Origin of the sequence: Acinetobacter sp. 251-1 (assembly GCF_030329305.1) — a bacterium.
Classification (GTDB): Bacteria; Pseudomonadota; Gammaproteobacteria; order Pseudomonadales; family Moraxellaceae; genus Acinetobacter; species Acinetobacter piscicola_A.
This window is the reverse complement of record NZ_JACANS010000012.1, coordinates 61023-87919: the sequence shown is the minus strand read 5'-3', so window position 1 is coordinate 87919 and position 26897 is coordinate 61023. Positions and strand designations below refer to the sequence as shown.

Below are 26897 nucleotides of genomic sequence, written 5' to 3'. Positions count from 1 at the left end.
TGGAGAATGAAAAATAGCGCCTGAATATCAGCAAGCTAAATCGCCTGTATTAAATCGAATGCTCTTCATTGTCATGTCTGTTACCTCTCGTTTGAATGTAATTTTAATTTAGCCGAGTTTATTTTGATTGTGAAATAACCAATTTAGAAATTCTATTCTTAATTTATCTTAAACAATTATCCTGATATTTTTATCTTACAAATAAAAAAGTGACCATTTTCATGATCACTATTCACTCAACATTGCAAAATCCATGAATTACTTTTGCTTGGCTTTATAACGTGAGAGTACTGTCACTGCGACCGCAGATAAAATAATGCCTGGTGCACTTGCGATTAAAATACCTGTCGTTCCTAAGCCTAAAGCTAGAATTTTCCCTGTTAATAATGGTCCTGTCATTGCCCCCAAACGTCCAAGAGAAATTGCACTCCCCACGCCCGTTACCTTGCCAGCAGGTGAGTAAAAAATTGGGGAAATACCATATAAAATTGACTGACCACCCGTAGAAAACATACCTCCCAACACCCCTGCTACAATCAACAGCGCCAGCGAATGTGTGGTAAATAAAATCAACACAGCAACAAATAAACCCGTATAAATAATCACAGCCATTTGCCACAATTTAAGACGATCTAGTAAATATCCAAGTCCTAAGGTTCCAATGACAGCACCCACTTGGAATACTAACATTACCGTAAATGCTTCGCTTTTACTTAAACCTTGATCCATCAATAAATTTGGTAACCAACTGATTAAAATATAATTAATCATTAAGGTGAAAAAGAAGCTCACCCACAATGGCAATGTTTGTTTATAAGTATTATTTTTAAATAAAATCTCGTGCATGGCTGGAACAGGTTCTGCTGTTACTGTAACATTTTCCGGTGATGTTACTTTATCCTTTAAAATCAATGCCATAAATGGAAGCAAAATCAGAGGGGTAATTCCACCAATCAAGAAAATCGTTTGCCATTGTATATTTGGAAAGAAAATGGCGAGCCCTGCCACAAAAATTGCACCGACAGGCAAACCGCAATACATGAGACTATTTAATTTGCCTCGATTCGTATCAGTGGCTTCATCCCCTACGACTGAAATCATCGTCGGCATTGCTGCCCCTAGACCTAAACCCGTTACAAAACGTGAAATATATAAAACTTCTAAATTGGGCGCGAGTGCAGATAAGCTGAAAAACACACCAAAAATTGCAATAGATAGCATCAATACTTTCTTTTGCCCTAAATAATCTGCAATGCGTCCCCCAAAGAATGCCCCAAAAAGCATTCCAAAAACACCTAAACTAAAGACATAGCCCATTTGTATTTGGTCTAAACCAAATGTCGCTGCGATTCCTTTTGCTGCGATGCCAGGTGCTTGTAAATCGAATCCCTCAAAAAATGCGACCCAGAAACATAAAAATACAGTGAGTATTTTTTGCACCTTTGTTGACTGTTGTGCCATGATTGATCTCCATCAATAGTGAACAAACCGAATACCTAAGTGATTTGCTCGGCTATTGTGGAATCAAAGCCCAAGAAGACATAGCACGACAATGGTCGGATTTGCCGTAGGAAATAGCTTAATTTTTCAAATAAATAAGACTTAAAACTTAAATTATTAATCGCTATTACAAATAAATAGATATATTTATATTATGATTCAAATACTTATTCAAATAAAAGCTTTCACTAATTGAGCCATAGATAAAATCTATACACTTACTTTTCGTTGATGAATTGCAAATTCATCGACGTTGTCATAACGATTGCAATAATTTTTTCAATAAATTCTCCACGAGATCCTTAGAACGACGTAAGAATAATCCTCATCTCATTCGAATTTGTATTTAAAACCAATTCTTCAGCCAATTTTTCACCGCCGTTGTCTATAAACCCCTTGAAATGGTTAATTTTATATCAAACGCAAGCAATTATAGGGAAATATTGCATATTTCCCTTGACCATCTTCAGTTCCATCACTAAAATGCGTCTCAGATTCTCCAATAGCTCAGTCGGTAGAGCGACGGACTGTTAATCCGCAGGTCCCTGGTTCGAGCCCAGGTTGGAGAGCCAAATTCTAAAAACCCACTCTAGATTGAGTGGGTTTTTTATTTTTTAAGATTGTCTTTTATGTTTGATTTACATGAAATTGTATTTTTTGTTATCGGCTGTGCTGCTTGCCTCGCTTTTTTCATGATTTGTTTTGGTCACCATTTATTTAAAAAACAACAATATTATTCAAAACCTATTCTTACCCATTTTGAACAAAAAATGTTTGTGCGTTTAAAAGATGCCTTCCCCCAATATCATATCTTGGCTCAAGTTGCTTTTAGTGCGCTATTGACCAGTAAACAATATAAGTTTCGTGCTCGTTTTAATCGTAAAGTCACTGATTTTGTGATTGTGAATGATCATTTTCAAGTCTTAGCAATTATTGAGTTAGATGACCCAAGCCACATCGGACAAGAGCAACGAGATGCAGAACGCGATGACATGTTGCATGAAGCGGGTTATACCGTGTTCCGATATACCCAAATTCCAACCTTGCAACAATTAAGAAAAGATTTTAAAAATATACAATAAAGGCAACCCGATCGTGGATCGTATATAACTTTTAGCTCATGATTCAATACATAAAAAACTCTCCTTGATCAAGCATATTTCAGTGCTTTACAAGGAGAGAATATTTATTTCATTTAATTAAGGCTTTTGCGCAGTGCCATATTGGTCTGCCATGACTTCAACCAATTGATCTAATTTGATATATTTTTTAATCACCGCATCAATATCCGCTTTGCTCAACTGGGCAAATTCTTGATCACGTATCGCCCGATCTTTTAAGGTCTTTTGGTTTTGCATTTGTGGCACAAGCATTTGATGAATAATACGATCATCTTCAAGTGCAGTGACTCGTTTTTTCATAATACGTGCTTTGGCTGCTTCCACTTCTTGCTCGGTTACACCTTGATTTAAAAGTGCAGTAAAGACTTGATGAATCACTTGTGAAACTTGTGCAGATTTACCTGCTGTATAGTTGGCTTCAACTTTAATTGCACCCGAGTCAACCACATCATCTAGTTGTAACTGACTACCAAAACCATATACCAAAGCATTCTTTTCACGTAATTCTTTACCTAAACGTGAAGACAATTGTGAATCACCTAAAATACTGTCCAATACAATCAAAGCTGGAGCATCCTTATGATATGCGCCAACAGGAATCGTTAAAATACTTTGATAATTACCAAACTCTCGTTGCTCTGATAAAGCATGTACTCTTTGTGCTTTGTACTGATCAAAATCGCCACTTAAACGCACATATTTTTCTTTACTTTTCCAATTTCCAAGTTGTTGATTCAAAATATTTTCAATGTGCTTTGCATCATATTTACCTGTAATCGCAATTTGGGCATGTTGCGTTGCAAAGAATTTTTTATACAAATCTTTCACTTGCTGATTGGTCATTGCCTTAATTTGTTTTTTTGCAAGCTCAGGTTCATAGTGATAACGTAAATCCCCCGCTTTATAGGTTTCTAATAAACGAGAAATGGTCAAAGCTGCCACTGTTTCAGGCTCAGTATAAGGTCGATCTAAAGTGGCTAAACTTTGTAATTTAATCAAATCAAACTGCGATTGTTCAAATTTAGGATTTTTCAACACCTCAACAATATATTGGAAAAAGTCATCAAATTTTTCACTTTTCGCTGAAATTTGGATCTGAATCCCATTGTCTGCCGAAGTTGCTGTCGCCAAGCCACCTGCTTCAATCGATTTATCCGCAATGTCTTGCAAACTATATTTATCCGACGCTCTTAATAATAAATAAGATGTAAATTCAATAATTTCATCTTTGTTAAATAAAGATTCCGCTGTACCAAAACCGATATTTATTGTGGCATAGGTTTTGTCATCACGGGTTGTAGTTGGAAATAACGCATATTGCATGCCATTTTTTAGCGTACCACGCTGAATTTTTTGCTCAGTTTGATTTAACAATTGCTGAGACGTTTTTACATAGTCAGCAACTTCGCTTTTATATTCATCGACTGATTTTAATGGTTCTTCTGCAACCATTTGCTGATCTAAAGTTTTATTACTTTCAGTGCTTTGTTTCTGTTCCAAGGCTTTCTTTTGTGCTTCAGGTGTCGGTTGAATGTCACCGCTAAAACGATGTTGTGCGGTTAAAAATTCTTTCAACGTTTTATTGGTTTGCTCTACGGTTAGGGCTTGAATCGCTTGCTGATCTTTAAAATATTGCGCCCAATCACCATGCGAAGACACCACATATTCACTCAGCATAGAACCGACAGAAGTGGCACTACTCAGCAGATTATCTTGGGCATTTTTCATAAGATTTTTTACGCGCTTTAACTCAACCTCAGTAAAGCTTGGATTTTTTTCAATCTCTGAAATCAAAGATTGACTAATGCGTTTTTCATCATGTTTTGGTGAATAAATTGCCCCCATAAAGACCAAGTTAAAGTCATCATCTAACCATGTGGTCGATTGCACATTGGTGGCAATGCCTGTTTCCACCATATTGGAATATAAATGACCACTGGGTTGTAAGGTATATAAATAAGGCGCTAGTGCAAGTGCTGGCTGAATCGCTTGGTTTTTCCCATTCATATAGATATTAAACTTGGCTAAATCACTGCCCTTTTGTACTAAAAATTGGCGACTTTTCACGACCGCAGAATCTAACAGCGGAACTTGCGCTTGCTGTGGTAAGGCACGTGCAGGAATCGGGCTAAAGTTTTTATCAATTTGCTTTAACACTTCGGCTTTATCAAACTTACCTGAAATCACCATCACCGCATTATTCGGTGCATACCAATCTTTATAAAATTTATTTAACTCATTCATTTTAATCGATTGTAATTCAGATAAATCACCGATAGGTAAACGCCCTAAGGACTGATTACCATAGGCGGCTTTCCACATTTGATCCATCAACACCGCAAAAGGCTGATCCATACGCACTTCACGCTCACGCATGACGATGTTAATTTCAGACGGTACATATTTTTCTTGTAGAACTAATTTATCCATACGTTCAGCTTCTAAATAAATGATCTCATTTAAAGCAGCCGCTTCAGGACGTACGATATTGGTATATTTTGTTGAATAATAATCCGTACTTGCATTGGTCATTAAGGTATAACGGTCTAAACGGCGCTGAAATTCTTCGCCTTTGACATTTTCTGTGCCTTTAAATGCCAAATGTTCAAGTAAATGTGCTAAACCGCCTTTGCCTTTTGGATCATTTAAAGAACCTGTGAAATACACAGTATTCACAAAGACCTTACTCTCTTTATCATTGGGTGCCAATAACACCCGAAAGCCGTTGTCTAGCTTATATTCTTCAATATTATGTTCAGTTTTAACTAAAACCGTTTGTGCAGAGCCTGTTGCACTGATTCCCAATAAACAAAGTGATAAAGTGAGTTTTTTGAACCGCATTAACATAGAAATTCCAGATTTTTTTGAGAAATTTTAAAAACTTATAGATAGCTTATCTTAAAAAAGCCTGAAACAAATAAACAGTAATTTTTTGAAAACATAGCCGTTTTTTTCAACGGCTTTTGTTCTATTCTTGCTACACGACAATTAAATTCAGATTAAATATAAAGCTCTGCCTGCATATACAGTTTGGCATAGCCTGAAATTTCAATACGATTTTCATCCAAAATTTTGCAATATAGTTTTCCGCCTCGTGCAGATGCTTGATAAGCAATCAGTTGATTTTTGCCTAATTTTTCAGCCCATAACGGCGCTAAACCTGTATGCATAGAACCAGTCACGGGATCTTCATTGATACCTTTATGAGGTGCAAAATAACGTGCAACATAATCATATTGATCAGATGCGGCCGTAATGGTGACATCAGGCTGATCTTCGTGTGCAGTAATCGTGGTACTTACTTTATAACTTTCTGCTAACTTTTGGATAGCAACTAAATCTGGCACAGCATCAATGACCGCTTGTGCTGATTCAAGCACTAAAATAAATGCTTGTGCATTTTCATACACCGCTTGAATAGGCTGATCAATAACATGATGAAGTAAGTCTGGATAATCCTTTAGCGGTTGTGCTGCACGAATCGGAAAATTCATTTTGATTTTGCCATCTTCAGCTTGCTCAATGATAAATATTCCGAGATTTTTAACATGAAAATGAATAGTTTTTTCAACGGTATAATCTTTAAATAATACAAATGCAGATGCTAAAGTCGCATGCCCACAAAAATCAACTTCAAGTACAGGGGTAAACCAACGTATTTCAAAATGACTGTCATCAATTCTTTTGATAAAAGCAGTTTCTGCTAAGTTATTTTCTAAAGCAATATTCTGCATCAAAGCATCCTCTAGCCACTCATCTAAGACCAATACAGCAGCAGGATTTCCCTTAAATAAGTTTTGGCTAAAAGCATCGACTTGGTACATTTTCATGGTAAAACTCCTCATTTCCACTTATTTTAAGCCAAATCAAAAATGAATACAGATACAACATTTGTTTTTAAATAGATACAGATCTAAGTCCTATGCACTTAAACTTATTGTCATAATCAGCCGCTGCTTTAGAGATCAATCAATGTTATAACTCAGTATTGTTGGTAAAATAGTAGATATTTTATGAGAATAATCCATCATCTAATACCCAGTTTAATACTGAGTCTTTTTATGATTAGCCCCATTGTCCATGCAAAAAATACCACATGGATGGCAGGAACTCGCTATAAAGGACAAGTAACGGTCGTCATGCAAAATCATGCAAAGCTACGATGGAAATGTAATGGCAGTGTGTGTCGTGTGACAGGTTCTTTTGGTGAGCAGTTATCACTTGAAGCATGTCAAGGTTTGGTAAGACATACAGGACCCTTGCGATTTTATAAAAATACTCACGGTCAAATTTGGAGTTATAAATCTGCTGAATTGGCGCAGTGTAATGCAGTACACACAAAAAAGCATCAGTAAATTTCACTCATTTACTGATGCTCCACGGGCTTAAATGACTTTATATTCTAGTCATTTTAACGCAAAAGTTTAACGATTTGATAATTCCAAATCAGCATCATTGCTCAAAATAGCCTGATCTGTTTGTCCCATAAATTGGCTGGTGACCATACCTGCCGTCATTGAACCATTGACATTCAATGCTGTGCGTCCCATATCAATCAAAGGTTCAATTGAAATCAGTAATGCAACCAAAGTCACAGGTAAGCCCATAATAGGCAATACAATCAAAGCAGCAAATGTTGCACCACCACCTACACCCGCAACCCCAATCGAGCTTAAAGTCACGATACAAACCAGCGTCAAAATCCACACTGGATCTAAAGGATTAATCCCCACTGTTGGCGCGACCATGACCGCAAGCATAGCAGGATATAAACCTGCACACCCATTTTGACCAATCGTGGTTCCAAAAGATGCTGAAAAACTAGCAATCGACTCAGGCACACCCAAACGTTGCGTTTGTGCTTCAATATTTAAAGGAATACTTGCTGCACTTGAACGACTGGTAAACGCAAAAGTTAACACAGGTAATACTTTTTTAAAGAATCGCAGCGGATTAATTCCTGTCAAAGTTAAAATAATCGCATGGACAGCGAACATGATTGCCAATCCAAGATAGGATGCAACAAGAAATCCGCCCAGATTAATAATATCCACCATTTTAGAACTGGCAACGACTTTGGTAATTAAAGCAAATACGCCATAAGGAGTCAGTAACATCACCAAACGTACAAGTTTCATCACCCATGCTTGTAAAGTATCAATGGCGGTGACAATACGTTGCCCTTTCTCAGGTGCATCTTTGATCAGCTGTATACCTGCCAAACCTAAAAAAGTCGCAAAAATCACCACACTAATAATTGAAGTCGGATGTGCACCTGTCATTTCGGCAAAAGGGTTAGTTGGAACAAAAGAAAGAATAAAATCAGGAACATTCAGATCAGTGACTTTACCGACATATTCGGCATTAATTTTGGCTAAACGTTCTGTTTCTTGTGTACCTTGTATCAAACCTGCTGCACTTAAACCAAATAAATTAGTAACAAATACTCCCACTAATGCTGCAATAAATGTTGTAGTTAATAAAGTACCAATACTATAAATACTTATTTTTCCGAGCGATGAGGCATCATGTAATTTGATTACCGCATTTAAAATTGAAACCAAGACCAACGGCATCACCACCATTTGTAAAAGTTTCACATAACCATTACCTACAATGTTAAACCACTGAATAGATTCAGCTAAAATCTCAGGTTGTGCGCCATAGACCCAATGTAATGCTAAGCCAAAAACGACACCTAAACACAAACCAGCAAAAACCTTTTTGGCTAAACTCCAGTCGGTTTTTCGGGTTTGTGAAAGTAAATAAATGAGAGCTAAGAATATTAAAATATTCAAAACGAGTGGATAATTCATTTAATTTTCCAAAATTTCGTACTGCCCTATTATATTGCAATTCAGCTGTAGCCATGATTTTTTAGCACTTTTATATATAACACTGTACTTTTTATTGGCAGATGAATTATTTGTAATATCAATATATTCGACTATATATCTAAAAAATTGCTAAGCTTTTCTGAAAATAAAATAAATCACGCAAAAAATCTAACATAAAACTCAAACCGCAATCACATTTTTTCTACATTGAAAGAAATGAATATTTCACACCATTGATGCTCCGTTCATGTACAACAGAAATATCCTTTAAATAAATCATGTTTATGACTTGCCAAGTACCACGAAGAGATTTAGGGTGAGTTTAAATATTGACCGAAAGATAAAAAATAGCATGGATGACACTCAGATTAGTAAAATTAAACTCAGCCTTTTCCTGTGCTTAAGTACATGCCTAGGCATCGGCTTATTTCGCTTTTCCTACACAGCCCTATTACCCTCAACGCGCGAAAGTTATGAATGGACAACAAATTTTGCCAGTATTTTGGGCAGTGCCAATTTATTCGGTTATTTGATTGGTGCATTTGTTGCGATGAAATTACCACAAAATCAAAGCATGGCAAAATATCTACGCTACGCTGCTTTTACCGGAACAATGAGTCTTTTAAGCTGTGCCTTTGCTGACTTTCCCAAGCTTTGGTATATCGTCTGGCGCACGATTTCAGGCATCAGTGGTGGTTTGCTGATGATTCTTGCACCTAGTGTTGTTGTGCAATGTTGTGCTGCTCAAGATCGCTTAAAAATTAATTTTATTGGTTTTAGTGGTATAGGCATTGGGGTGCTGTTAGCAACTTTATTTATGCCATTTTTAGACCGTATCTCCACACAGATGGCATGGCTCATTTTATTTGCATTTGCCTTATTTATTTGCTTCATTCTTTCTTATTTACTCAACATTTTCCAACAGCATTTAAGCCGTATTCAGGCAGTGACACAACAAGGCAGCATCATTGATGGCATGTATTTTTGCTTATTGATCGTCTATTCATGCAGTGCTTTTGCCTATGTACCACACTCATTATTTTGGATTGACTATTTAAGGAATACATTGAGTCTTGATTTATATCATATTAATTTAAATTGGATTTTATACGGTTCAGGTAGTGCCTTAGGTGCGGTGACAGCGTATCTCTGTGCACGAAAGTTTGGGCATTTTAGCGCTTTGAAACTTTTATATAGCGCTTATGTGATTGCAATTATCATTGCGGTGTTCAATATTCACCCTATATTGACTTATACCTCATCATTTTTTACAGGTCTGCTGAATCCTGCGGTGGTATTTTTGACCTCCTATACCATTATGCATTTATATGGTGGAGCATATAAAAAACTATGGAGTATGGCGACTTTATGTTTTGCATTGACGCAATTGATTGGTGGTTTATGTTTTAGTGCTTTGCAACATTTTGATGTGTCTTATCATCAACAATTTGTTTTGGCGGCAACAGTTTTATTATTGGGAACGGTACAGTTTTTTGTCTATAGTTCACGAACTATTTTGCCTAAATATACACAGCATTAAGAGATTTTCTGATCCAAAAATATTTGAACTGTGTAGGAAATATTCCATCTATTTCCTACATAAAATCTAAATCAAGCATTGAATTTATACGACAATTCACAAAATTTGTTTTGATGATTTGCATATGTTTCATCACACAATTCTCAAAAATACAATTTTCAAAATGACAGTCATTAATCATCAGTGTAATCAAATTCGCACCAATAAAATGGCAATTTTTAAATTCTGACTGAGCAATAAACGCACCGCGTAAATTGCTCTTCACCCATGTAAAACCTGTTAAATTCAGCTGATTCAATCGCACTCGATGTAAATTCATCGCATTAAATTGATATTTTCCAATAAACACAGAACTTCTAAAATTTTGTTCAAACATAAAATCATACATCATTACCTCCCCTCATCGTTTTATCTCATTATTTTTAAATTACTTAGTTTTAAATCACTAAAAGACTTAATCCAATTGATCATCTATCTCTACAAGTTCAGCGTCAATAAAAAGCCCGCAAATTTTGCAGGCTCTGTTTGCGTTCTAAATCTTAATCCATATGTTGTATGATCGCATTTCCGAACTCAGAACAACGTAACAATGTAGCATTTTCCATTAAACGCTCAAAATCATAAGTCACAGTTTTCGCTGCAATTGCACCTGAAATACCCTTGATAATCAAATCAGCAGCTTCAATCCACCCCATATCACGCAGCATCATTTCTGCAGACAAAATGATTGAACCTGGGTTCACTTTGTCCTGACCTGCATATTTTGGTGCTGTGCCGTGTGTGGCTTCATATACAGCTATTGCACCACCAATATTTGCCCCTGGTGCAATCCCGATTCCTCCCACTTCTGCAGCCAAGGCATCAGAAACATAGTCACCGTTTAAATTTAAGGTTGCAATCACTGAATAATCTGCAGGGCGCATCAGGATTTGCTGTAAAAAGGCATCGGCAATCACATCTTTAATGACAATATCTTTACCCGTCTTAGGGTTTTTAATTTTCACCCAAGGACCACCATCGATTAGCTCCCCACCGAAACGCTCAATCGCAAGTTCATAGCCCCACTCTTTAAATGCACCTTCGGTATATTTCATGATATTGCCTTTATGAACTAACGTCACACTCGGCTTATCATTATCAATGGCAAATTGAATGGCTTTACGCACCAAACGCTGTGTACCCTCTTTAGACACAGGCTTAATGCCAATACCGCAATTTTCCTCAAAACGGATTTTTGTGACACCCATTTCTTCTTTTAAAAATTTAATGACTTTTTTCGCTTCAGGTGAATCAGCTTGCCATTCGATGCCTGCATAAATATCTTCTGAATTTTCACGAAAAATAACCATATCCGTCAATTCAGGATGACGTACTGGTGATGGTACACCTTTAAACCAACGTACAGGACGTACACAGACATAGAGGTCTAATTCTTGGCGCAATGCTACATTTAACGAGCGAATTCCCCCGCCAACAGGAGTTGTCAAAGGCCCTTTGATCGAGACTACATATTCACGCAAGGCCTCAAAAGTTTCTTCTGGCATATAAGTGCCATAAATTTTATTGGCTTTTTCACCGCAATACACTTCCATCCATTCAATGCAACGTTTACTTCCATAAGCTTTTTGTACGGCTGCATTCACCACATTTTTCATGGTTGGGGTAATATCGACGCCAATACCATCGCCTTCAATAAATGGGATAATGGGATGATTGGGAACATTTAAGGATAAATCTGCATTAACTGTAATTTTGCTGCCATCCGCAGGTACAACGATCTTTTGATAACCCATTGTGCAGGTGCTCCCTTTTTATAATTAGCATTTGTAAAATAAAAATAATTGCTCAGAAACGATTTGTTCCATCTGTGTTTATTTATAACAGATTAATCGAATTTGCATACTTTTGAGATTTATATCAGGAATAACTACATTTCTCTATTGAATGAAATACATTGTTTTTACATTGATCTCAATTCACGTCTATTTCTATGATCATTTTTATTTTAAATTCAATATCACATCAGGGTTTATAGCCCCAAATTGCTCATGTCTATTTAAATCAAGCTTTTCAAACAACAAATATCTATAGAGAAATGTGCAGAGCATCAAATTTAATTCTGTTATAATCCATAACATTCTGTGGGCTTCAATTTTTCCGCACTCCCACGCCCCTTTTTTAAATGGGTAAGTCAACGGTTCACCTCGTTCATGCCCCACGATATTTCTATTTAAACAGTTAATTTTATGAAAATTGTTATTCTCAATAAACCTTATGGGGTTCTCTCCCAATTCCGTAAAGATGAAGCCCACATGACCATGTCTGACTTCGTCCAAGATTCGACTTTGCGTTTGGCAGGTCGTTTGGACATGGACTCAGAAGGTTTGGTCTTTCTTACCGATCACGGCGGACTCAACCAATATATTACCAACCCTGCCAATAAAAAATTTAAAACCTATTTAGTTCAAGTCGATGGTGACGTGACTGATGAAGCTTTAGAGCAACTGCGTCAAGGTGTTGAACTCAAAGATGGTATGACTTTGCCTGCTAAAGCTGAAAAAGTTGAGCAACCAGCATGGTTATGGGAGCGTGATCCTCCTGTACGTTTCCGTGCCAATATTCCAACCTCTTGGATTGAAATTTCAATCTGTGAAGGTCGTAACCGCCAAGTTCGTCGTATGACTTCGGCTGTGGGTTTTCCAACTTTGCGTTTAATTCGGACGAAAATTGGTGCGATTGATTTAGTACAAATGGCTTTACAACCAGGGGAAACTAAAGAAATCGAACCTCTTTTATATCCTGACTTTCAAAATGTACCTGCGGAAGAACCTTATCGTTCACGTTCTTATGTGAAAAAACCGGGTGGTACAGGCGGTAAACCGATGGTTCGTAAAAATAAAGATGGCTCTGTGAAAAAGTCAGGGACAAAGCGTATTTGGCAGATGGATGAAAGTGAAAGACCAAAACGTAAAACTAATGGCACCACACGTCCAAACACTAAAGCACCACGTGGTCGGGGGCGTAACGGACGTTAAGTTTTAAGCTTTTAAAAAGCTCACACAGTGGGCTTTTTTAATTTTCTCACTTCGATAAGCCCATATTTTAATCATCATTCTAATTGATTTATTTTAAATCATCTAAATTTCAGCAGATATGTGTCTTGTCCTAGCGCTAGTAAAATGCTATTTATGATACATTATTTTATATTTAAAAATAATTAAGTATCACTAATAGGATTTTAATATGACACAGGATTTGCAAAAAAATGTTTTTGAAAATGATGCCGTGATGCAAAATTTAGGTGTTCATCTTAATCACTATGCACATAAAACAGCACAGCTTTCCTTAACCATTACGACTCAACACACGCAAGGACATGGAACATGTCATGGTGGTATCATCTTTACGCTTGCAGATAGTGCATTTGCGGTTGCCTGTAATTCTGAAACGACTGCGGTTGGGCAACATTGTACGATTAGCTATTTAAAACCAGCAAAAGTCGGCGATACATTAACTGCAAAAGCGCTATTCAAGGCCCCTAGCGGTCGTTCTGAAATTTACGATATTACCCTTACCAACCAACACAATGAAATTATTGCAGAATTTCGAGGTGTATCACGCATGGCCAAGAAGATTCAAAACACTTAATATGACCAAAAGCAGATAAGACAGAACAGATCACTCAATATTGCGCTAAACCTTTGAGCTTTTACAACACTGAAGTGCAATAGTTTTCTGAACTTAGACGTTCCGCCTATGGTTTTCTGTACAAAAAGCTTTAGGCTATAGCACATACTATTAAATGATCAGGATCAAGGTCAATGTCACAACAAGATTATGAAAATGGCTTAAAAGTTCGCACAGAAGTCATGGGCGAAAGTTTTGTAAAACGTGCACAAGAAAATACTGTGCCTTTCACACAACCTTTACAAGATTGGATTAATGAACATGCATGGGGTTCTACTTGGCAACGTGAAGGCGTGTTACCACGTAAATATCGCTCTCTCATTACCATTGCTTTTTTAACGGCGCAAAAAAGCCCAACTGAATTAAAAGGCCACGTGCGTGGCGCCTTAAACAATGGAGCAACTGTTGAAGAAATCCAAGAAGTTCTGTTGCATAGCCTTCCTTATTGTGGAGCACCTGCCACGCAAGAAGCTTTTCGTGCGGCACTCGAAGTAATTAATGAATACTCACAAACTAAATAGAATAGAAATAACAGAATAAGGCTAGTTCCAATCTAGCCTTCATAAACTATATATTTTAAATCTAAATTGTAGTTTTAAGCCCCCAAAATACACATCATTTAATGAGTCAATATCTTTATAGAGGGTTTCATTATCTTACTTAAAATTACTTCAGAATCGTCCAAAGGTGACTATGATCATGATCTTAATTTTTAGTCTTCAATGATCCAACTCATTCTATTAATGATGCAAATCTTCGGATTGGCTTTTTTGTGATAACCTTTTAGGCTATAACGCTCTAATGCTTTGGATTTTTGAATATGTCTGATCTCCCTATTTCAACTGAATTATATAACCGTGCGATGGCTGGCAACCGTAATGCTCAATTTGAACTTGCTGAAATTTATATGCAAAGTGAAAAAGATGAACATGTTGAATTAGCAGAAGAATGGGCACTCAAAGCCGCACAATTGGGGCATGTTGAAGCGATGTACTGGTTGGGCGAAGGCTATGCAGTCTATGCAAAAGATATGCTAGAAGAAGATCCTGAAGAAGCGAAAGCCTACTTTGAACATGCACATCGTTGGTTAGAACAAGCTGTTAAACACCATCACCCTGCTGCCATTTTTGAATTAGCCAATTTTTACCGCCGTGGGGATGTGGTAGAAAAGGATGTGGTTAAATCAATCGAAATGCTAGAACAAGCTGCTAAACTTGGCGAAGTACAAGCCATGCGTGACCTTGTCGCCATTTATGAACATGGTTTGGGTGTGGATATTAATGAAGCAAAAGCTGATTTTTGGGCAGAAAAAGTGCAAGCTGCAGAATAAAGGTAATAAGCTCATTGAATATGTTTTTCAATGAGCTTATTCATTCTGATCAAAAAGCTTCAAGATTAGACTGATCGCTTAATTCAAAAAATATAATGAAAGACATAATTTAACAGAACGAACATTGTGATTTCAAAGAATAGAAGAAGCTATCTAATCTCAGCTTACAAAATTAGGCATTGAGATACAGCTCGATGAATAAAGCAACAAGATCACATTGGAATCAAAGCAATTTCCAAGTACAATACGCCACAGTCGAGGGATGCTGCGACTTTCTTACAGGCACTAAATGTAAGATCGCTAGGCTCGACCATCGGTATTCTATTCAGATATACCAACAACGGCATCCGCGAACATACTGATCAATTTTTATTTTTATTAAGGAGATCGTGATGAACGCGGTTAATGCTTCATTTACAGATTATAAAGTTGCCGATATTTCACTTGCAGACTATGGTCGCAAAGAAATCAAACTTGCTGAAGCAGAAATGCCAGCTTTAATGGGTCTTCGTAAGCGTTATGCTGCTGCAAAACCACTTGCAGGTGCAAAAATTCTTGGCTGTATCCACATGACTATTCAAACTGCTGTTCTCATTGAAACACTGGTTGAATTAGGCGCAGAAGTTCGTTGGACATCTTGTAATATTTTCTCTACGCAAGACCACGCTGCTGCTGCAATTGCTGCTGCAGGTATTCCTGTATTTGCTTGGAAAGGCGAAACTGAAGAAGAATACGTTTGGTGTTTAGAACAACAGATTAATGTCAACGGCACACCTTGGGATGCCAACATGATTTTGGACGATGGCGGTGACTTAACTGCGCTTGTTCATGAAAAATATCCTGAAGTGATTGCTAGAATCCACGGTATTACCGAAGAAACAACAACAGGTGTTCAACGTCTGTATGAAATGCACCGCGATGGTACTTTAAAAGTTCCTGCGATCAACGTAAATGACTCTGTTACTAAATCTAAAAATGACAATAAATACGGTTGCCGCCACTCATTGAACGATGCAATCAAACGCGGTACAGATATGCTTTTATCTGGTCGTCGTGCGCTTGTAATTGGTTATGGTGACGTGGGTAAAGGTTCAGCTCAATCTCTTCGTCAAGAAGGCATGATTGTACGTGTCACTGAAGTTGACCCTATCTGTGCAATGCAAGCATGCATGGACGGCTACGAAGTTGTTGCTCCGTACAAAAACGGCGTACAAACTGGCAAGAAAGAAGACATCAACTTAGATCTTCTTCAAAACACTGACCTGATCGTCACAACAACGGGTAACTACCACGTATGTGACGCTGCGATGTTAGACAGCTTAAAAGCGGGTGCAGTTGTGTGTAACATCGGTCACTTCGATACTGAAATCGACACCAACTATTTACGTGGTTACAAATGGGTTGAAGTGAAGCCACAAGTACATCAAGTGTATCGTACAGAAAATGAAAACGATTATTTAATCCTTCTTTCAGAAGGTCGTTTGGTAAACCTTGGTAACGCAACAGGTCACCCATCACGTGTAATGGACGGTTCTTTTGCGAACCAAGTACTCGGTCAAATGCACTTATTTGCTGAAAAATTTGCTGATCTTCCTGAAGACCAAAAAGCGGCAAAAATCCGCGTAGAACTTATTCCTAAAAAATTAGATGAAGAAGTTGCTGCGGCAATGGTTGCAGGTTTTGGTGGTGTATTAACAACATTAACTCAAGAGCAAGCAGATTACTTGGGTGTTGCTGTTGAAGGTCCATTTAAATCTGAAGCTTATAAATACTAAGTTTTATAAATACCTCTCCCTAACCCTCTCCTGAGCGTACTTCAAGCACTGCTTTGAAGCTAAGCGCAAGAGAGGGAACTCTTCATTGTAAAAGTCCCTTCTCTTGCGCCATATATGGCTCAAGGAGAAGGTTAGGATGAGGGGATTTTTTTTAAATAAAAAGTATTTATAAAAAAGGACTTAAACATGACGAAACGTGTCCCGATTTCCTTTGAGTTCTTCCCAACCAAAACTGATGCTGGTGCGGAAAAGCTTAAAGTTGTTCATCAAGAACTTCAGTTATTAAATCCAGAATTTTTCTCTGTGACTTATGGTGCAGGTGGTTCGACTCGTGAACGCACATTGTCTACACTAAATGACTTTAATGGTAAAGGCACGCCTGTTGCTCCACATCTTTCTTGTATAGGTGACAGTAAACAACGTATTGCTGAATTGCTGGATCTGTACAAGTCACAAGGCATTGAGCGTATTGTTGCACTTCGTGGCGACTTACCTTCTGGTCAAGTGGGCTTAGGTGAATTACCTTATGCAACTGACTTAGTTCGTTTTATCCGTGAACATTCAGGTGATCATTTCCATATCGAGGTTGCAGCTTATCCTGAAATGCATCCTCAAGCAGACAGCTTTGACTTAGATATTCAGCACTTTTGTGACAAGGCTCGTGCAGGTGCAAATGCAGCACTGACGCAGTTCTTCTTTAATCCAGATGCGTATTTCTATTTTGTAGATCGCATTCAAAAAGAAGGTGTGGATATTCCTGTTGCACCCGGCATTATGCCAATTACCAATGCAAGCAATTTGATTCGTTTTGCAGATGGTACAGGTGCAGAAATTCCACGTTGGATTCGCAAACAGCTTGCGACTTATGGCGATGACACCGCTTCAATCAAAGCCTTTGGTCATGAAGTCGTTGTTAAACTCTGCGAACGTCTCATTGTAGGTGGTGCCCCAAGTTTGCACTTCTACACCATGAACCACACAGAACCCAACCGCCAACTTGTGCTAGATCTTGGTTTAGCATAAGTTTTTAAACTTCTTTCATACCTAATCTCTTTTTTCCCTGAGCAAATTGAAATGTATTTCAATGAAGCGCGAGAGAAACTGAATGAGGGATAAAAGTGAAAGAAGTTTTTTATTTCACCTATTTTGAGAGTAAAACCAAATGCCCCGTTTTTATATCGAAACTGATTTAGCTGTAAATACTACGGTTGAACTGACTGAAACAGTTTTTCATCATTGGGTAAAAGTTTTACGTGCACAAGCTGGTGAAAAAGCCACTTTGTTCAATGGACAAGGTGGCGAATATGAAGTGATACTAACAGATATTTCCAAGAAATCAGCCTCTGTTTCCATCAATGCATTTAATCCCAATAACCGTACTCCTGCTTTTACGACCTTACTCGGTCAAGTCATGAGTAAAGGGGATCGTATGGATTATGCCATTCAAAAAGCTGTAGAACTCGGTGTTTCTGAAATTCAGCTTTTAACTTCAGAACGCTGTGAAATGCGTCTTAAATATGACCGTGATCAGAAAAAATTGGATCATTGGCAAGGTATTGCCATTGCAGCATGTGAACAATGCGGAATGAATATTATTCCCAAAATTTTATCTCCAATCAGTTTAGAACAATGGTTCAAAACTGAGTTACCAACAACAAAGTTAGTGCTTGCCCCAAATAAAGAACAGTTGGATATACTTGAAAATTCAACTAAAAATTTAGTACTTCTTATTGGTCCTGAAGGAGGATTAAGTGAAACTGAAATCCAACTTGCAAACAAAAATGGTTTTACTAATTGGTGTATAGGAGAGCGTGTACTCAGAACTGAAACAGCACCCGTCGTTGCACTGTCTATTTTAAACTATAAATTTCAATAAATTTTGTCACTTTTTTTGTGAGTTGTATCGCAAAAACTATTGATTTCGCCAAAGAATATAAGTAATTTACATGTTTTAGAATGGAATATTTAAGTAATATTAAATGTTATATACAAAACCAAAGTTAAAAAAATATCCATATTAAGAAAAAGGCATTAGGAATGGTCATAGATGTTCAAGATGAACTTTTATATGCTGCACAAGTTAAAAGTGCAGCCATTCTTTTGCAACGTTTTCTTGTATGGCTATTTGCCATTATTGTCTATAACCAGAGTATCTATTATAGTTATTTTGAAGAATTATCATTCTCATTTACACTTTGGAGCATTATTGTTAGCCTCTTTCTGGGCGCTTCTTGGTTATTCATCCGCTCAAATTTAAATACAGCAACTTATAATAGCTTTAATTTAGATACATTATGTCAGTTGATCTGTTTAGTTGTAGGATGTAGCTTAGGTTTTGGTCTTTTTACATTACATTATTATGTCATTCTAGATACACCTCAAATTACAGAAACACATTTGCTTATTTTATCAACTATTTTAGTGTATTTAACATCAATCACTGCGATTTTTTATTTGAGTTGTCGTTTTCGTTACTTTTTATTTTTACTTATTCCATCCATCACGCCCTGCTTACTCTATAATTTTATCATTACAAATCCATTAAATACTTATTATCAACTTACTTTCAATCTTATTTTATTATTTATTTTGCTTATTGGTTTTATTACCCACAAACTACATCAAAAACTAGGATTAATTTCTTTCGATTATGATAATTTACTCATTAAATTTAAACAACAAATACAAGACACAAATCAATTACAAAACAAATTAAAACATGAAATTGATAAATCTGCTGAGATGCAAAATGAATTATTACTCAACAATCAACTCCTCGAGCAAAAAGTAAAAGAACGTACCTTTGATATTCATCAAATTAATGCTCGTCTAGAAAACCATCAAGCCAATTTAGCATTTGCACATGAAACTGCGCGCATTAATTCGTGGTTATGGAATATCGAAAAACGTACGATTGAGATTTTTGATACTAAAAATAAAATTTTATTCAATCAATTTGATGAACATCATACTCAAATTGATTCTCTCATTCATCCTGATGATCTTGAACATTATCAACATCAAATGCGACAACATCTACGAGGTAAGTCTGAACGTTTCGAAGCACGTTATCGCATCAAAAAAGACGATCAATGGTGTTGGATTCAAGATACAGGTAAGGTCATTGCTCGACATCCAATCTCCTATAAACCGATTCGTATGGTGGGTATTCACCGTGATATTCAAAAAGAGAAAAATGATCAAGAACAACTTAAACTTGCAGCAAATGTTTTTAAACATGTCGCCGAAGGTATTTTTGTACTTGACAATAATTTATGCTATTTAGAAGTGAACCCTTATTTTGAAAAACTCATTGGTTATAGTCAAAATGATTTAATGGGTAAACATCTATTTGATATCACTGTAAATAATAAAAAAGAAATTATTGAGCAACATTTTGACATTACAAAACAATTAGTTAATGATGGTGAATATGATGGAGAGTTGCAAATTGAATTTTTAACAGGAAAGAATTTAACACTATGGATTCATATTAATGCTGTAAATGATGAGAAAAATAAAGTTATTCACTATATTGGTATTATTACTGATTTAACTGAACGCAAAAAACAAGAACAACGTGTTTCTTATTTAGAGAATTATGATTTATTAACTGATTTACCTAACCGTTTTTATTTTAATTTACAATTACATCATCATTTAACAGACCCTAATAATTTATTACAAAACCTTGCAGTTATCCGTATTAATATTGATCGTTTCCGTTCATTTAATGAGTTTGCAAGTACTCAAGCGGGAGATATTTTACTACAAATCTGTGCCAAACGATTAAGACAATCTTGTCCTGATGCATTATTAATTTCGTATTTAAATAATGATGATTTTGCGATTATTTATAATTATGGACAAAATAAAAAAAATATTCATCAAATTGCAAAAAAACTATTAACTGCTTTTGAACATCCATTTAATATCCAAAATCAGGAGCATTTTATTTCAATTTCTTTAGGCATCGCCCTTTATCCAGAACATGGTCGTCAAGTTGATACACTCAATAGCCACTCTGAACAAGCATTGGCGGAAGCAAAAAGCTTAGGGGGTAATACGGCATATTTTTATACCAGCAAAAATTCTCAACTTTTACAAAAAAGTTTGAACTTAGAAGGTGACCTCAGACAAGCACTGAAAAATAAAGAGCTACTTGTATATTATCAACCAAAAATTTGTACAAAAACTGAAAAAATTTACGGTTTTGAGGCACTTATTCGTTGGCAACATCCTAAACTTGGATTAATCACGCCTGACCTATTTTTACCTATCGCAGAAGAATCTAGCCTGATTACTGAAATTGGGCGCTTTGTACTGTTCGAAACATGTAAACAAATTCGTATTTGGCAAGATTTAAACTTCGATTTCTTACGTGTGTCAGTGAATGTAGTCGCGCAGCAAATTCATCGTGGTGAACTCATTCAGGATATAGATCAAGCATTAGAGCTATATCAAATTTCAGGTGATATGTTAGAACTTGAAATCACTGAATCTTCCCTCATTGCAAAATCAGATAATGTGCTTAACTTATTACAACAAATTAAACAGCGTCATATTTCGATTTCATTGGATGATTTTGGTACAGGTTATTCATCATTAGCCTATCTGACTAATTATCCCATTGATACGTTAAAAATCGATAAAATATTTATTTCAAAAATAGAACAAGAAAAAGATCAAGCCATTGTGAGTGCGATTATTGCGATGGGTCAAGCCATGGGGATGAGTATTGTTGCTGAAGGTGTTGAAACCATTGAACAAATCAATTTCTTAAAAAAACATGGATGTCATATTATACAGGGCTATTATTATTCAAAACCGCTCTCTGCACAGGAATGTCTTGATTATCTGTTAAAATTCAAACTTGCTTCAGTTTATGATGCTTAATATAGATATGACATATACTTCTTATTGAAAAAGGTGGTTTTCTGACTGTCCGTATTGCTCAACAAATGGTATATTCAAGAAAATTTAGCCAAAATCACCAGCTCCCGCTGGTACACTGTAACAAACGAGATGTAAATGGACGATCAATCACTAAAACAGCAAGCCCTTTATTACCATGAATTCCCAAACCCAGGGAAAATCAGTGTCACGCCTAGCAAACAACTCGTTAACCAACATGATCTTGCACTTGCCTATTCTCCAGGTGTTGCTGCGCCATGTTTGGAAATTGAGAAAGATCCATCAAAAGCTGCACTTTATACTGCACGTGGAAATTTAGTCGCTGTTGTCAGTAATGGTACTGCTGTTTTAGGTCTTGGAAATATTGGTCCTTTAGCTTCAAAACCTGTAATGGAAGGTAAAGGTGTATTATTTAAAAAATTCGCAGGCGTAGATGTATTTGACATCGAAATTGCTGAAAATGATCCTGATAAAATTGTAGACATTGTCGCCGCTTTAGAGCCAACATTTGGTGGTATCAACTTAGAAGATATTAAAGCGCCTGAATGTTTCTACATTGAACAAAAACTTCGCGAACGCATGAATATTCCTGTGTTCCATGACGACCAACACGGTACTTCAATCATTGTAGGTTCTGCACTTTTAAACGCATTACAACTCAATGGTAAAAAAATTGATGAAATTAAAATCGTTGCATCTGGTGCAGGTGCTGCTGCCCTGTCTTGCCTAGATTTACTTTGTGCATTAGGTGCGAAGAAAGAAAATATCATTGTCGCCGATTCACGTGGTTTATTAACCACTAAACGTGAAGGCTTAGATGAGTCTAAAAAGCGTTATGTACAAGATATTGATGGCGCCCAAATTGCAGACGTAATTACCGATGCAGATATGTTCCTCGGTCTTTCTGCTGCAGGTATTTTAACCAAAGAAATGGTTAAAGTGATGGCGGCTGATCCAATCATCTTTGCATTAGCAAACCCAGATCCTGAAATTTTGCCTGAACATGCACATGAAGTTCGTCCTGATGTGATTATGGCAACAGGTCGTTCGGATTATCCAAACCAAGTGAACAATGCACTTTGTTTCCCTTATATCTTCCGTGGTGCTTTGGATGTTGGTGCAACCACCATTAACGAAGACATGAAAATTGCTTGTGTACATGCAATTGCACGTATGGCACATGTTGAGGCAGATGCTGCATCTTATGGTGAAAAATCTGCATCATTTGGTCGTGATTATCTAATTCCACGTCCACTAGATCAACGTTTAATTCTTGAAATTGCGCCAGCTGTTGCACAAGCAGCAATGGACTCTGGTGTTGCTAGCCGCCCAATCCAAGATTTTTCTGCATATCGTCAACGTTTGTCTGAGTTTGTTTATAACTCTGCACTCATGATGAAGCCAATTTTTGCTCAAGCAAAGTCTGACCCTAAACGTATTGCATATGCAGAAGGTGAAGATCTACGTGTGCTTCGTGCTGTGCAAATTGCAGTAGATGAAGATTTAGCGAAACCAATTTTGGTGGGTCGTACCGCAGTCATTGAAGCGAATATCAAAAAATTAGGCTTGCGTCTTGAAAATGGTGTCAATATCACCATTGTTGATCAAGAAAACAATCCTGATTATGAAAAATTTGCAGACGAATACTACAGTATCATGCAACGTAAAGGTGTAACACCTGAATACGCACAACGTGAATCACGCCGTCGTTCAACCTTGATTGCAGCAATGTTAGTCAGATTTGGACAAGCTGATGGCATGTTATGTGGTACCTATTCCAGCTATGACATTCACTTAGACTTTGTTAAAAATATCATTGGTCTTAAAGAGGGTCGTAATAATTTCTTTACTTTGAATGCTTTAATGCTCGAAGATCGCAACTTATTTATTGCTGATACCTATGTAAATACGAATCCGACTGCTGAACAACTTGCTGAAATGACCATTTTAGCGGCTGAAGAAGTTCGTCGTTTTGGTATGACTCCTCGCGTTGCTTTATTGTCACACTCAAGTTTTGGTTCAGATCAAAATGATCCTAGCGCACAAAAAATGCGTAAAGTATTTGAAATCTTGACTGAAATCGCACCTGAGCTTGAAGTTGAAGGCGAAATGCATGCCGATGCAGCTTTGGATGAAAATATTCGTCAATTTGCATTCCCGAACTCACGCTTCAAAGGTTCTGCAAACTTGTTGATCATGCCAAATCTTGATGCAGCAAACATTTCATTCAACTTGTTAAAATCAACTTCAGGTAATAATGTCACGATTGGCCCGATCTTACTTGGTGCCGCGAAACCAGTACATATCTTGACTCCAACTGCGACAACTCGCCGTTTAGTCAATATGACTGCATTAACGGTTGCTGAAATTCAAGAAAATGAGAAAGCTGCTCTTTAATTGCACGTTTACTCACATCTTGTGACTTGAGAAAACCTCTATTCTGTAGCATCATGGCTTGAAGAATAGAGGTTTTTTCATGCAAGTTTATTTAGTAGGCGGTGCCGTCAGAGATCATTTACTCGGACATCCCTATCACGAAAAAGATTATGTCGTTGTTGGTGCAACACCTGAACAACTTCTTGCTCAAGGTTATCAACCTGTGGGCAAAGATTTTCCTGTGTTTTTGCATCCCGAATCAAAAGAAGAATATGCCCTCGCCCGTACGGAAAGAAAAGCGGGACATGGCTACCATGGTTTTGAGTTTTTTACCGACCCCTCTGTCACCTTAGAAGAAGACCTCATTCGCCGTGATCTCACCATCAATGCGATGGCAATGGATGATGCAGGACAAGTATTTGACCCCTATCACGGTCAAGATGATTTAAATCATAAAATTTTACGCCACGTTTCAGAAGCTTTCGCCGAAGATCCTTTACGTGTATTACGTGTTGCTCGTTTTGCTGCGCGTTATGCACAGTATGGCTTTACAATTGCCGATGAAACCTTAGCATTAATGCGTCAATTAGCAGCGTCAGGTGAATTAAAAGCACTTACCCCTGAACGCGTATGGAAAGAAACCTCTCGTGCATTAATGGAAAACCATGCTGATGTTTATTTTCAGGTCTTACGTGATTGTGGTGCTTTAAAAATTCTTTTCCCTGAAATTGAAGCATTATTTGGTATCCCTCAGCGCCCTGAATATCATCCTGAAATTGACTGTGGCATTCATACGATGATGTCTTTGCAACAAGCCTGTAAAGCCAATTACTCTTTGGATGTACGTTTTGCCGTACTTGTACATGACTTGGGTAAAGCATTAACTCCGAAGGATGAATTACCTCGTCACATTCAACATGAAGAACGTGGTATTGCGCCTGTGACTGAAGTATGTGACCGCTTAAAAGTACCGACACAGATTAAGCAACTGGCTTTAGCAGTATGTAAAGAGCATTTAAAATGTCATCAGGCATTTACCTTAAAAGCTGGTACGTTATGGCGTTTGTTACAACGTTTGGATGTTTTACGCCGTCCCGAACGTGTCGAAGCATTTTTACAAGCCTGTGAATGTGATGCACGAGGTCGCTTAGGTATGGAAGATCGTGATTATCAACAAGCGGAGTTTTTATGGAAAATCACGCAACGTGTTCGTACCATCAAGGCTTCTGACTTACCTCCTGAGATCAAAGGTGCGGATATTGGTGAAATGCTCATTCAAAAACGGATTGAGGCAATTGCGCAGTTAAAGCATGAGTTAGGGCATCATAGTCATACGGTTTAATGAAAAATCCTCCCAGTAATGGGAGGGTTCTAACTTTTTAATCAATACTTTTATAAAAATGATTGCTAAATTTAAAGAATTGCAAGTCGTTAAAACGATCAAGGCTTTTGAAAATATTCCTACAGGTACAATAGGGACTATTTTATTCATTCATAATCATGAACTAGAGATTGCCTATGAGGTTGAGTTTATTGATCATTTAAATCGTTTTTATGAAACGATTGCTGTTCCAGAGTCATTTCTAAATCACTATATGCAAAATAATTAAGGAATAGAAAAATGGAAAATTTTGTTGCTGGGACTCAGATCGGGCAAATCATTTCTTCTTCTAAACTTGAAAATTTTGAACATTTACGTCAGCCACTCATTCAATATGCAATTCGTTATCAACGCAACTATCCATTTGATGTATTAGAGCAAGTTGCAGATGATTTAGAGAACTTAATTACAAAATCATCTTTTTCCATTGATCAAATTCAACCTGAAATTTTAGAAATGATTGAAATTGGACAAGGTGAATATTGTTTGAGTTTAAATGAAATATCCGAAGCTTTTGCAAAATTGACTAAAACAAGAATATTGACTAAAGACATTATTTTATTGATATTAAACCATATTTTTACAGCATACTCTTACAATCATTCAGTTGATGAATTTCTATCTAAAGAAGATAATTTCTTACAAAAGCTGATAAATATCTAATTCAAAAGGTAAAAATAAATGAAAATAGAACTATATCCCAACTTTAACGACGTCTTTACTGATGAAACACTAAAAGGAATTTTCTATCCTTTATGTAGCGTCATACTTGATCAATATCCAAATCAAATTTTTCATTTTATTTCTTCCAATGGGTTATGGATGAATGAAAATTTTGAAACTGAACATAATACTTTCCAATATACCCTATTTGAAATTATCGATCATAAATATAAATTTCATGGTGATGTAAAGTTATATCAAGGCTTTGAACATGCGAAAAATATTTTCCATGACTTGCAAAATGATTTCACACGCAATGGTCAATTATATTTGAAAAGTAAATTAAAAACGGAAGTCTATATTGACCAACAAAAACGGAATCTAAATTTAAAAACACATGATGATTTTGATCTAGACTACTATTTACAAACGTTTTATGAATTTTCTATTAACAAACTTTGCTTTGAATTAAATCAAGAGTTTGGCACATTCAGAGCTGTTATTGATGACTGGTCTAATGGGAATAAGACAAGCCCTATCGTTTATGATGAAACCACAAATACTTTAAAAGGTCGTTTGAATCATTATGAAATGCCTGAAATTAATCACGCAGATACTTTTAAAGTGATTGGTTCAATTATAGGATATGAATTTTTTACTGACGGTAATGATACGATTTTACATTTTGATGGTTCGAATCAAATTTTGTGTGTTAATTTTTATTCATAAAATTATGAATGGCTGAAATACCACCTTAGACTACAATCATTCCC

General features: G+C 36.7%; 22 protein-coding genes and 1 tRNA gene. 17 read left to right on the top strand and 6 right to left on the bottom strand.

Translation table 11 applies throughout. From position 1 onward, the window contains the following. Positions 1-258: 258 nt before the first annotated feature. Positions 259-1461, bottom strand: a complete 1203-nt coding sequence (mhpT, locus tag HX129_RS11500; protein ID WP_286434151.1) for a 3-(3-hydroxy-phenyl)propionate transporter MhpT — start codon at positions 1459-1461, stop codon at positions 259-261. 535 nt (positions 1462-1996) lie between these two features. Here mhpT and HX129_RS11495 point away from each other — a divergent pair. Next, positions 1997-2072 (top strand) — tRNA-Asn (locus HX129_RS11495). Positions 2073-2129: 57 nt separating this feature from the next. Further along, positions 2130-2582 carry a DUF2726 domain-containing protein gene (locus HX129_RS11490; protein WP_180045109.1) on the top strand — a complete coding sequence of 151 codons (453 nt, stop codon included), beginning with the start codon at positions 2130-2132 and terminating at the stop codon, positions 2580-2582. Between the two features lie 117 nt (positions 2583-2699). Here the strand turns inward: HX129_RS11490 and HX129_RS11485 are convergent, their stop codons facing one another. Both HX129_RS11485 and HX129_RS11480 read right to left on the bottom strand, forming a co-directional pair. Beyond that, a complete protein-coding gene (locus tag HX129_RS11485; protein ID WP_286434148.1) occupies positions 2700-5468 on the bottom strand; it encodes a M16 family metallopeptidase in 2769 nt (922 codons plus the stop codon). A gap of 152 nt (positions 5469-5620) precedes the next feature. Beyond that, positions 5621-6451, bottom strand: coding sequence for a PhzF family phenazine biosynthesis protein (locus HX129_RS11480; RefSeq protein ID WP_286434147.1), 831 nt, complete (start codon positions 6449-6451; stop codon positions 5621-5623). A 231-nt stretch (positions 6452-6682) separates the two neighbouring features. On the opposite strand from HX129_RS11480, the gene HX129_RS11475 reads away from it, so the two are divergent. After that, positions 6683-6976, top strand: coding sequence for a DUF8200 family protein (locus HX129_RS11475; RefSeq protein WP_171457456.1), 294 nt, complete (start codon positions 6683-6685; stop codon positions 6974-6976). A gap of 69 nt (positions 6977-7045) precedes the next feature. On the opposite strand, the gene HX129_RS11470 is transcribed toward HX129_RS11475, so the two are convergent. Continuing rightward, positions 7046-8437 carry an L-cystine transporter gene (locus HX129_RS11470; protein ID WP_286436196.1) on the bottom strand — a complete coding sequence of 464 codons (1392 nt, stop codon included), beginning with the start codon at positions 8435-8437 and terminating at the stop codon, positions 7046-7048. A 373-nt stretch (positions 8438-8810) separates the two neighbouring features. Here HX129_RS11470 and HX129_RS11465 point away from each other — a divergent pair, with 373 nt between their 5' ends. Further along, positions 8811-9998 (top strand): YbfB/YjiJ family MFS transporter, encoded by a 1188-nt coding sequence (locus tag HX129_RS11465; protein WP_286434145.1) that lies wholly within the window; start codon positions 8811-8813, stop codon positions 9996-9998. A gap of 55 nt (positions 9999-10053) precedes the next feature. Here HX129_RS11465 and HX129_RS17740 read toward each other — a convergent pair whose 3' ends face one another. Both HX129_RS17740 and icd read right to left on the bottom strand, forming a co-directional pair. After that, positions 10054-10317, bottom strand: coding sequence for a pentapeptide repeat-containing protein (locus HX129_RS17740; RefSeq protein WP_353622017.1), 264 nt, complete (start codon positions 10315-10317; stop codon positions 10054-10056). A 220-nt stretch (positions 10318-10537) separates the two neighbouring features. Further along, entirely contained in the window at positions 10538-11791 is a 1254-nt protein-coding gene (icd, locus tag HX129_RS11460) for an NADP-dependent isocitrate dehydrogenase (RefSeq protein WP_286434141.1), read from the bottom strand. 453 nt (positions 11792-12244) lie between these two features. Here icd and HX129_RS11455 point away from each other — a divergent pair, with 453 nt between their 5' ends. From HX129_RS11455 to HX129_RS11395, 13 genes are all read left to right on the top strand, one after another. Beyond that, positions 12245-13033: a pseudouridine synthase gene (locus HX129_RS11455; protein WP_130073134.1), complete on the top strand. Its 789-nt coding sequence runs from the start codon at positions 12245-12247 to the stop codon at positions 13031-13033. Between the two features lie 208 nt (positions 13034-13241). Further along, the gene (paaI, locus tag HX129_RS11450; RefSeq protein ID WP_286434139.1) at positions 13242-13646 is read left to right on the top strand and encodes a hydroxyphenylacetyl-CoA thioesterase PaaI; all 405 of its coding nucleotides are present in this window, start codon (positions 13242-13244) and stop codon (positions 13644-13646) included. Between the two features lie 173 nt (positions 13647-13819). After that, complete coding sequence (locus HX129_RS11445) at positions 13820-14206, top strand: carboxymuconolactone decarboxylase family protein (RefSeq protein WP_130073132.1); 387 nt, start codon at positions 13820-13822, stop codon at positions 14204-14206. A gap of 299 nt (positions 14207-14505) precedes the next feature. After that, complete coding sequence (locus HX129_RS11440) at positions 14506-15015, top strand: tetratricopeptide repeat protein (RefSeq protein ID WP_286434136.1); 510 nt, start codon at positions 14506-14508, stop codon at positions 15013-15015. Between the two features lie 392 nt (positions 15016-15407). Continuing rightward, a complete protein-coding gene (gene ahcY, locus HX129_RS11435; RefSeq protein WP_130073130.1) occupies positions 15408-16790 on the top strand; it encodes an adenosylhomocysteinase in 1383 nt (460 codons plus the stop codon). 186 nt (positions 16791-16976) lie between these two features. Continuing rightward, positions 16977-17813, top strand: a complete 837-nt coding sequence (metF, locus tag HX129_RS11430) for a methylenetetrahydrofolate reductase [NAD(P)H] (protein WP_286434134.1) — start codon at positions 16977-16979, stop codon at positions 17811-17813. A 139-nt stretch (positions 17814-17952) separates the two neighbouring features. Then, positions 17953-18666, top strand: a complete 714-nt coding sequence (locus HX129_RS11425) for a 16S rRNA (uracil(1498)-N(3))-methyltransferase (protein WP_130073128.1) — start codon at positions 17953-17955, stop codon at positions 18664-18666. Between the two features lie 161 nt (positions 18667-18827). Beyond that, on the top strand, positions 18828-21686 hold the full coding sequence (locus HX129_RS11420) for a sensor domain-containing protein (RefSeq protein ID WP_286434132.1): 2859 nt from the start codon (positions 18828-18830) through the stop codon (positions 21684-21686). Between the two features lie 135 nt (positions 21687-21821). Further along, entirely contained in the window at positions 21822-24101 is a 2280-nt protein-coding gene (locus HX129_RS11415; RefSeq protein WP_130073127.1) for an NADP-dependent malic enzyme, read from the top strand. 79 nt (positions 24102-24180) lie between these two features. After that, entirely contained in the window at positions 24181-25422 is a 1242-nt protein-coding gene (locus HX129_RS11410; RefSeq protein WP_174492368.1) for a multifunctional CCA addition/repair protein, read from the top strand. Between the two features lie 58 nt (positions 25423-25480). Further along, positions 25481-25690 (top strand): hypothetical protein, encoded by a 210-nt coding sequence (locus tag HX129_RS11405; protein WP_174492367.1) that lies wholly within the window; start codon positions 25481-25483, stop codon positions 25688-25690. Between the two features lie 11 nt (positions 25691-25701). Next, positions 25702-26124 (top strand): hypothetical protein, encoded by a 423-nt coding sequence (locus HX129_RS11400; RefSeq protein ID WP_174492366.1) that lies wholly within the window; start codon positions 25702-25704, stop codon positions 26122-26124. An 18-nt stretch (positions 26125-26142) separates the two neighbouring features. Next, positions 26143-26853, top strand: a complete 711-nt coding sequence (locus HX129_RS11395; RefSeq protein WP_286434128.1) for a hypothetical protein — start codon at positions 26143-26145, stop codon at positions 26851-26853. The last annotated feature ends 44 nt before the right edge of the window (positions 26854-26897 follow it).

Bases quoted from the DNA above. Each gene is read 5' to 3' on its own strand.
- mhpT (WP_286434151.1), bottom strand. From the start codon at position 1,461: ATGGCACAACAGTCAACAAAGGTGCAAAAAATACTCACTGTATTTTTA.
- HX129_RS11490 (WP_180045109.1), top strand. From the start codon at position 2,130: ATGTTTGATTTACATGAAATTGTATTTTTTGTTATCGGCTGTGCTGCT.
- HX129_RS11485 (WP_286434148.1), bottom strand. From the start codon at position 5,468: ATGTTAATGCGGTTCAAAAAACTCACTTTATCACTTTGTTTATTGGGA.
- HX129_RS11480 (WP_286434147.1), bottom strand. From the start codon at position 6,451: ATGAAAATGTACCAAGTCGATGCTTTTAGCCAAAACTTATTTAAGGGA.
- HX129_RS11475 (WP_171457456.1), top strand. From the start codon at position 6,683: ATGATTAGCCCCATTGTCCATGCAAAAAATACCACATGGATGGCAGGA.
- HX129_RS11470 (WP_286436196.1), bottom strand. From the start codon at position 8,437: ATGAATTATCCACTCGTTTTGAATATTTTAATATTCTTAGCTCTCATT.
- HX129_RS11465 (WP_286434145.1), top strand. From the start codon at position 8,811: ATGGATGACACTCAGATTAGTAAAATTAAACTCAGCCTTTTCCTGTGC.
- HX129_RS17740 (WP_353622017.1), bottom strand. From the start codon at position 10,317: ATGAATTTACATCGAGTGCGATTGAATCAGCTGAATTTAACAGGTTTT.
- icd (WP_286434141.1), bottom strand. From the start codon at position 11,791: ATGGGTTATCAAAAGATCGTTGTACCTGCGGATGGCAGCAAAATTACA.
- HX129_RS11455 (WP_130073134.1), top strand. From the start codon at position 12,245: ATGAAAATTGTTATTCTCAATAAACCTTATGGGGTTCTCTCCCAATTC.
- paaI (WP_286434139.1), top strand. From the start codon at position 13,242: ATGACACAGGATTTGCAAAAAAATGTTTTTGAAAATGATGCCGTGATG.
- HX129_RS11445 (WP_130073132.1), top strand. From the start codon at position 13,820: ATGTCACAACAAGATTATGAAAATGGCTTAAAAGTTCGCACAGAAGTC.
- HX129_RS11440 (WP_286434136.1), top strand. From the start codon at position 14,506: ATGTCTGATCTCCCTATTTCAACTGAATTATATAACCGTGCGATGGCT.
- ahcY (WP_130073130.1), top strand. From the start codon at position 15,408: ATGAACGCGGTTAATGCTTCATTTACAGATTATAAAGTTGCCGATATT.
- metF (WP_286434134.1), top strand. From the start codon at position 16,977: ATGACGAAACGTGTCCCGATTTCCTTTGAGTTCTTCCCAACCAAAACT.
- HX129_RS11425 (WP_130073128.1), top strand. From the start codon at position 17,953: ATGCCCCGTTTTTATATCGAAACTGATTTAGCTGTAAATACTACGGTT.
- HX129_RS11420 (WP_286434132.1), top strand. From the start codon at position 18,828: ATGGTCATAGATGTTCAAGATGAACTTTTATATGCTGCACAAGTTAAA.
- HX129_RS11415 (WP_130073127.1), top strand. From the start codon at position 21,822: ATGGACGATCAATCACTAAAACAGCAAGCCCTTTATTACCATGAATTC.
- HX129_RS11410 (WP_174492368.1), top strand. From the start codon at position 24,181: ATGCAAGTTTATTTAGTAGGCGGTGCCGTCAGAGATCATTTACTCGGA.
- HX129_RS11405 (WP_174492367.1), top strand. From the start codon at position 25,481: ATGATTGCTAAATTTAAAGAATTGCAAGTCGTTAAAACGATCAAGGCT.
- HX129_RS11400 (WP_174492366.1), top strand. From the start codon at position 25,702: ATGGAAAATTTTGTTGCTGGGACTCAGATCGGGCAAATCATTTCTTCT.
- HX129_RS11395 (WP_286434128.1), top strand. From the start codon at position 26,143: ATGAAAATAGAACTATATCCCAACTTTAACGACGTCTTTACTGATGAA.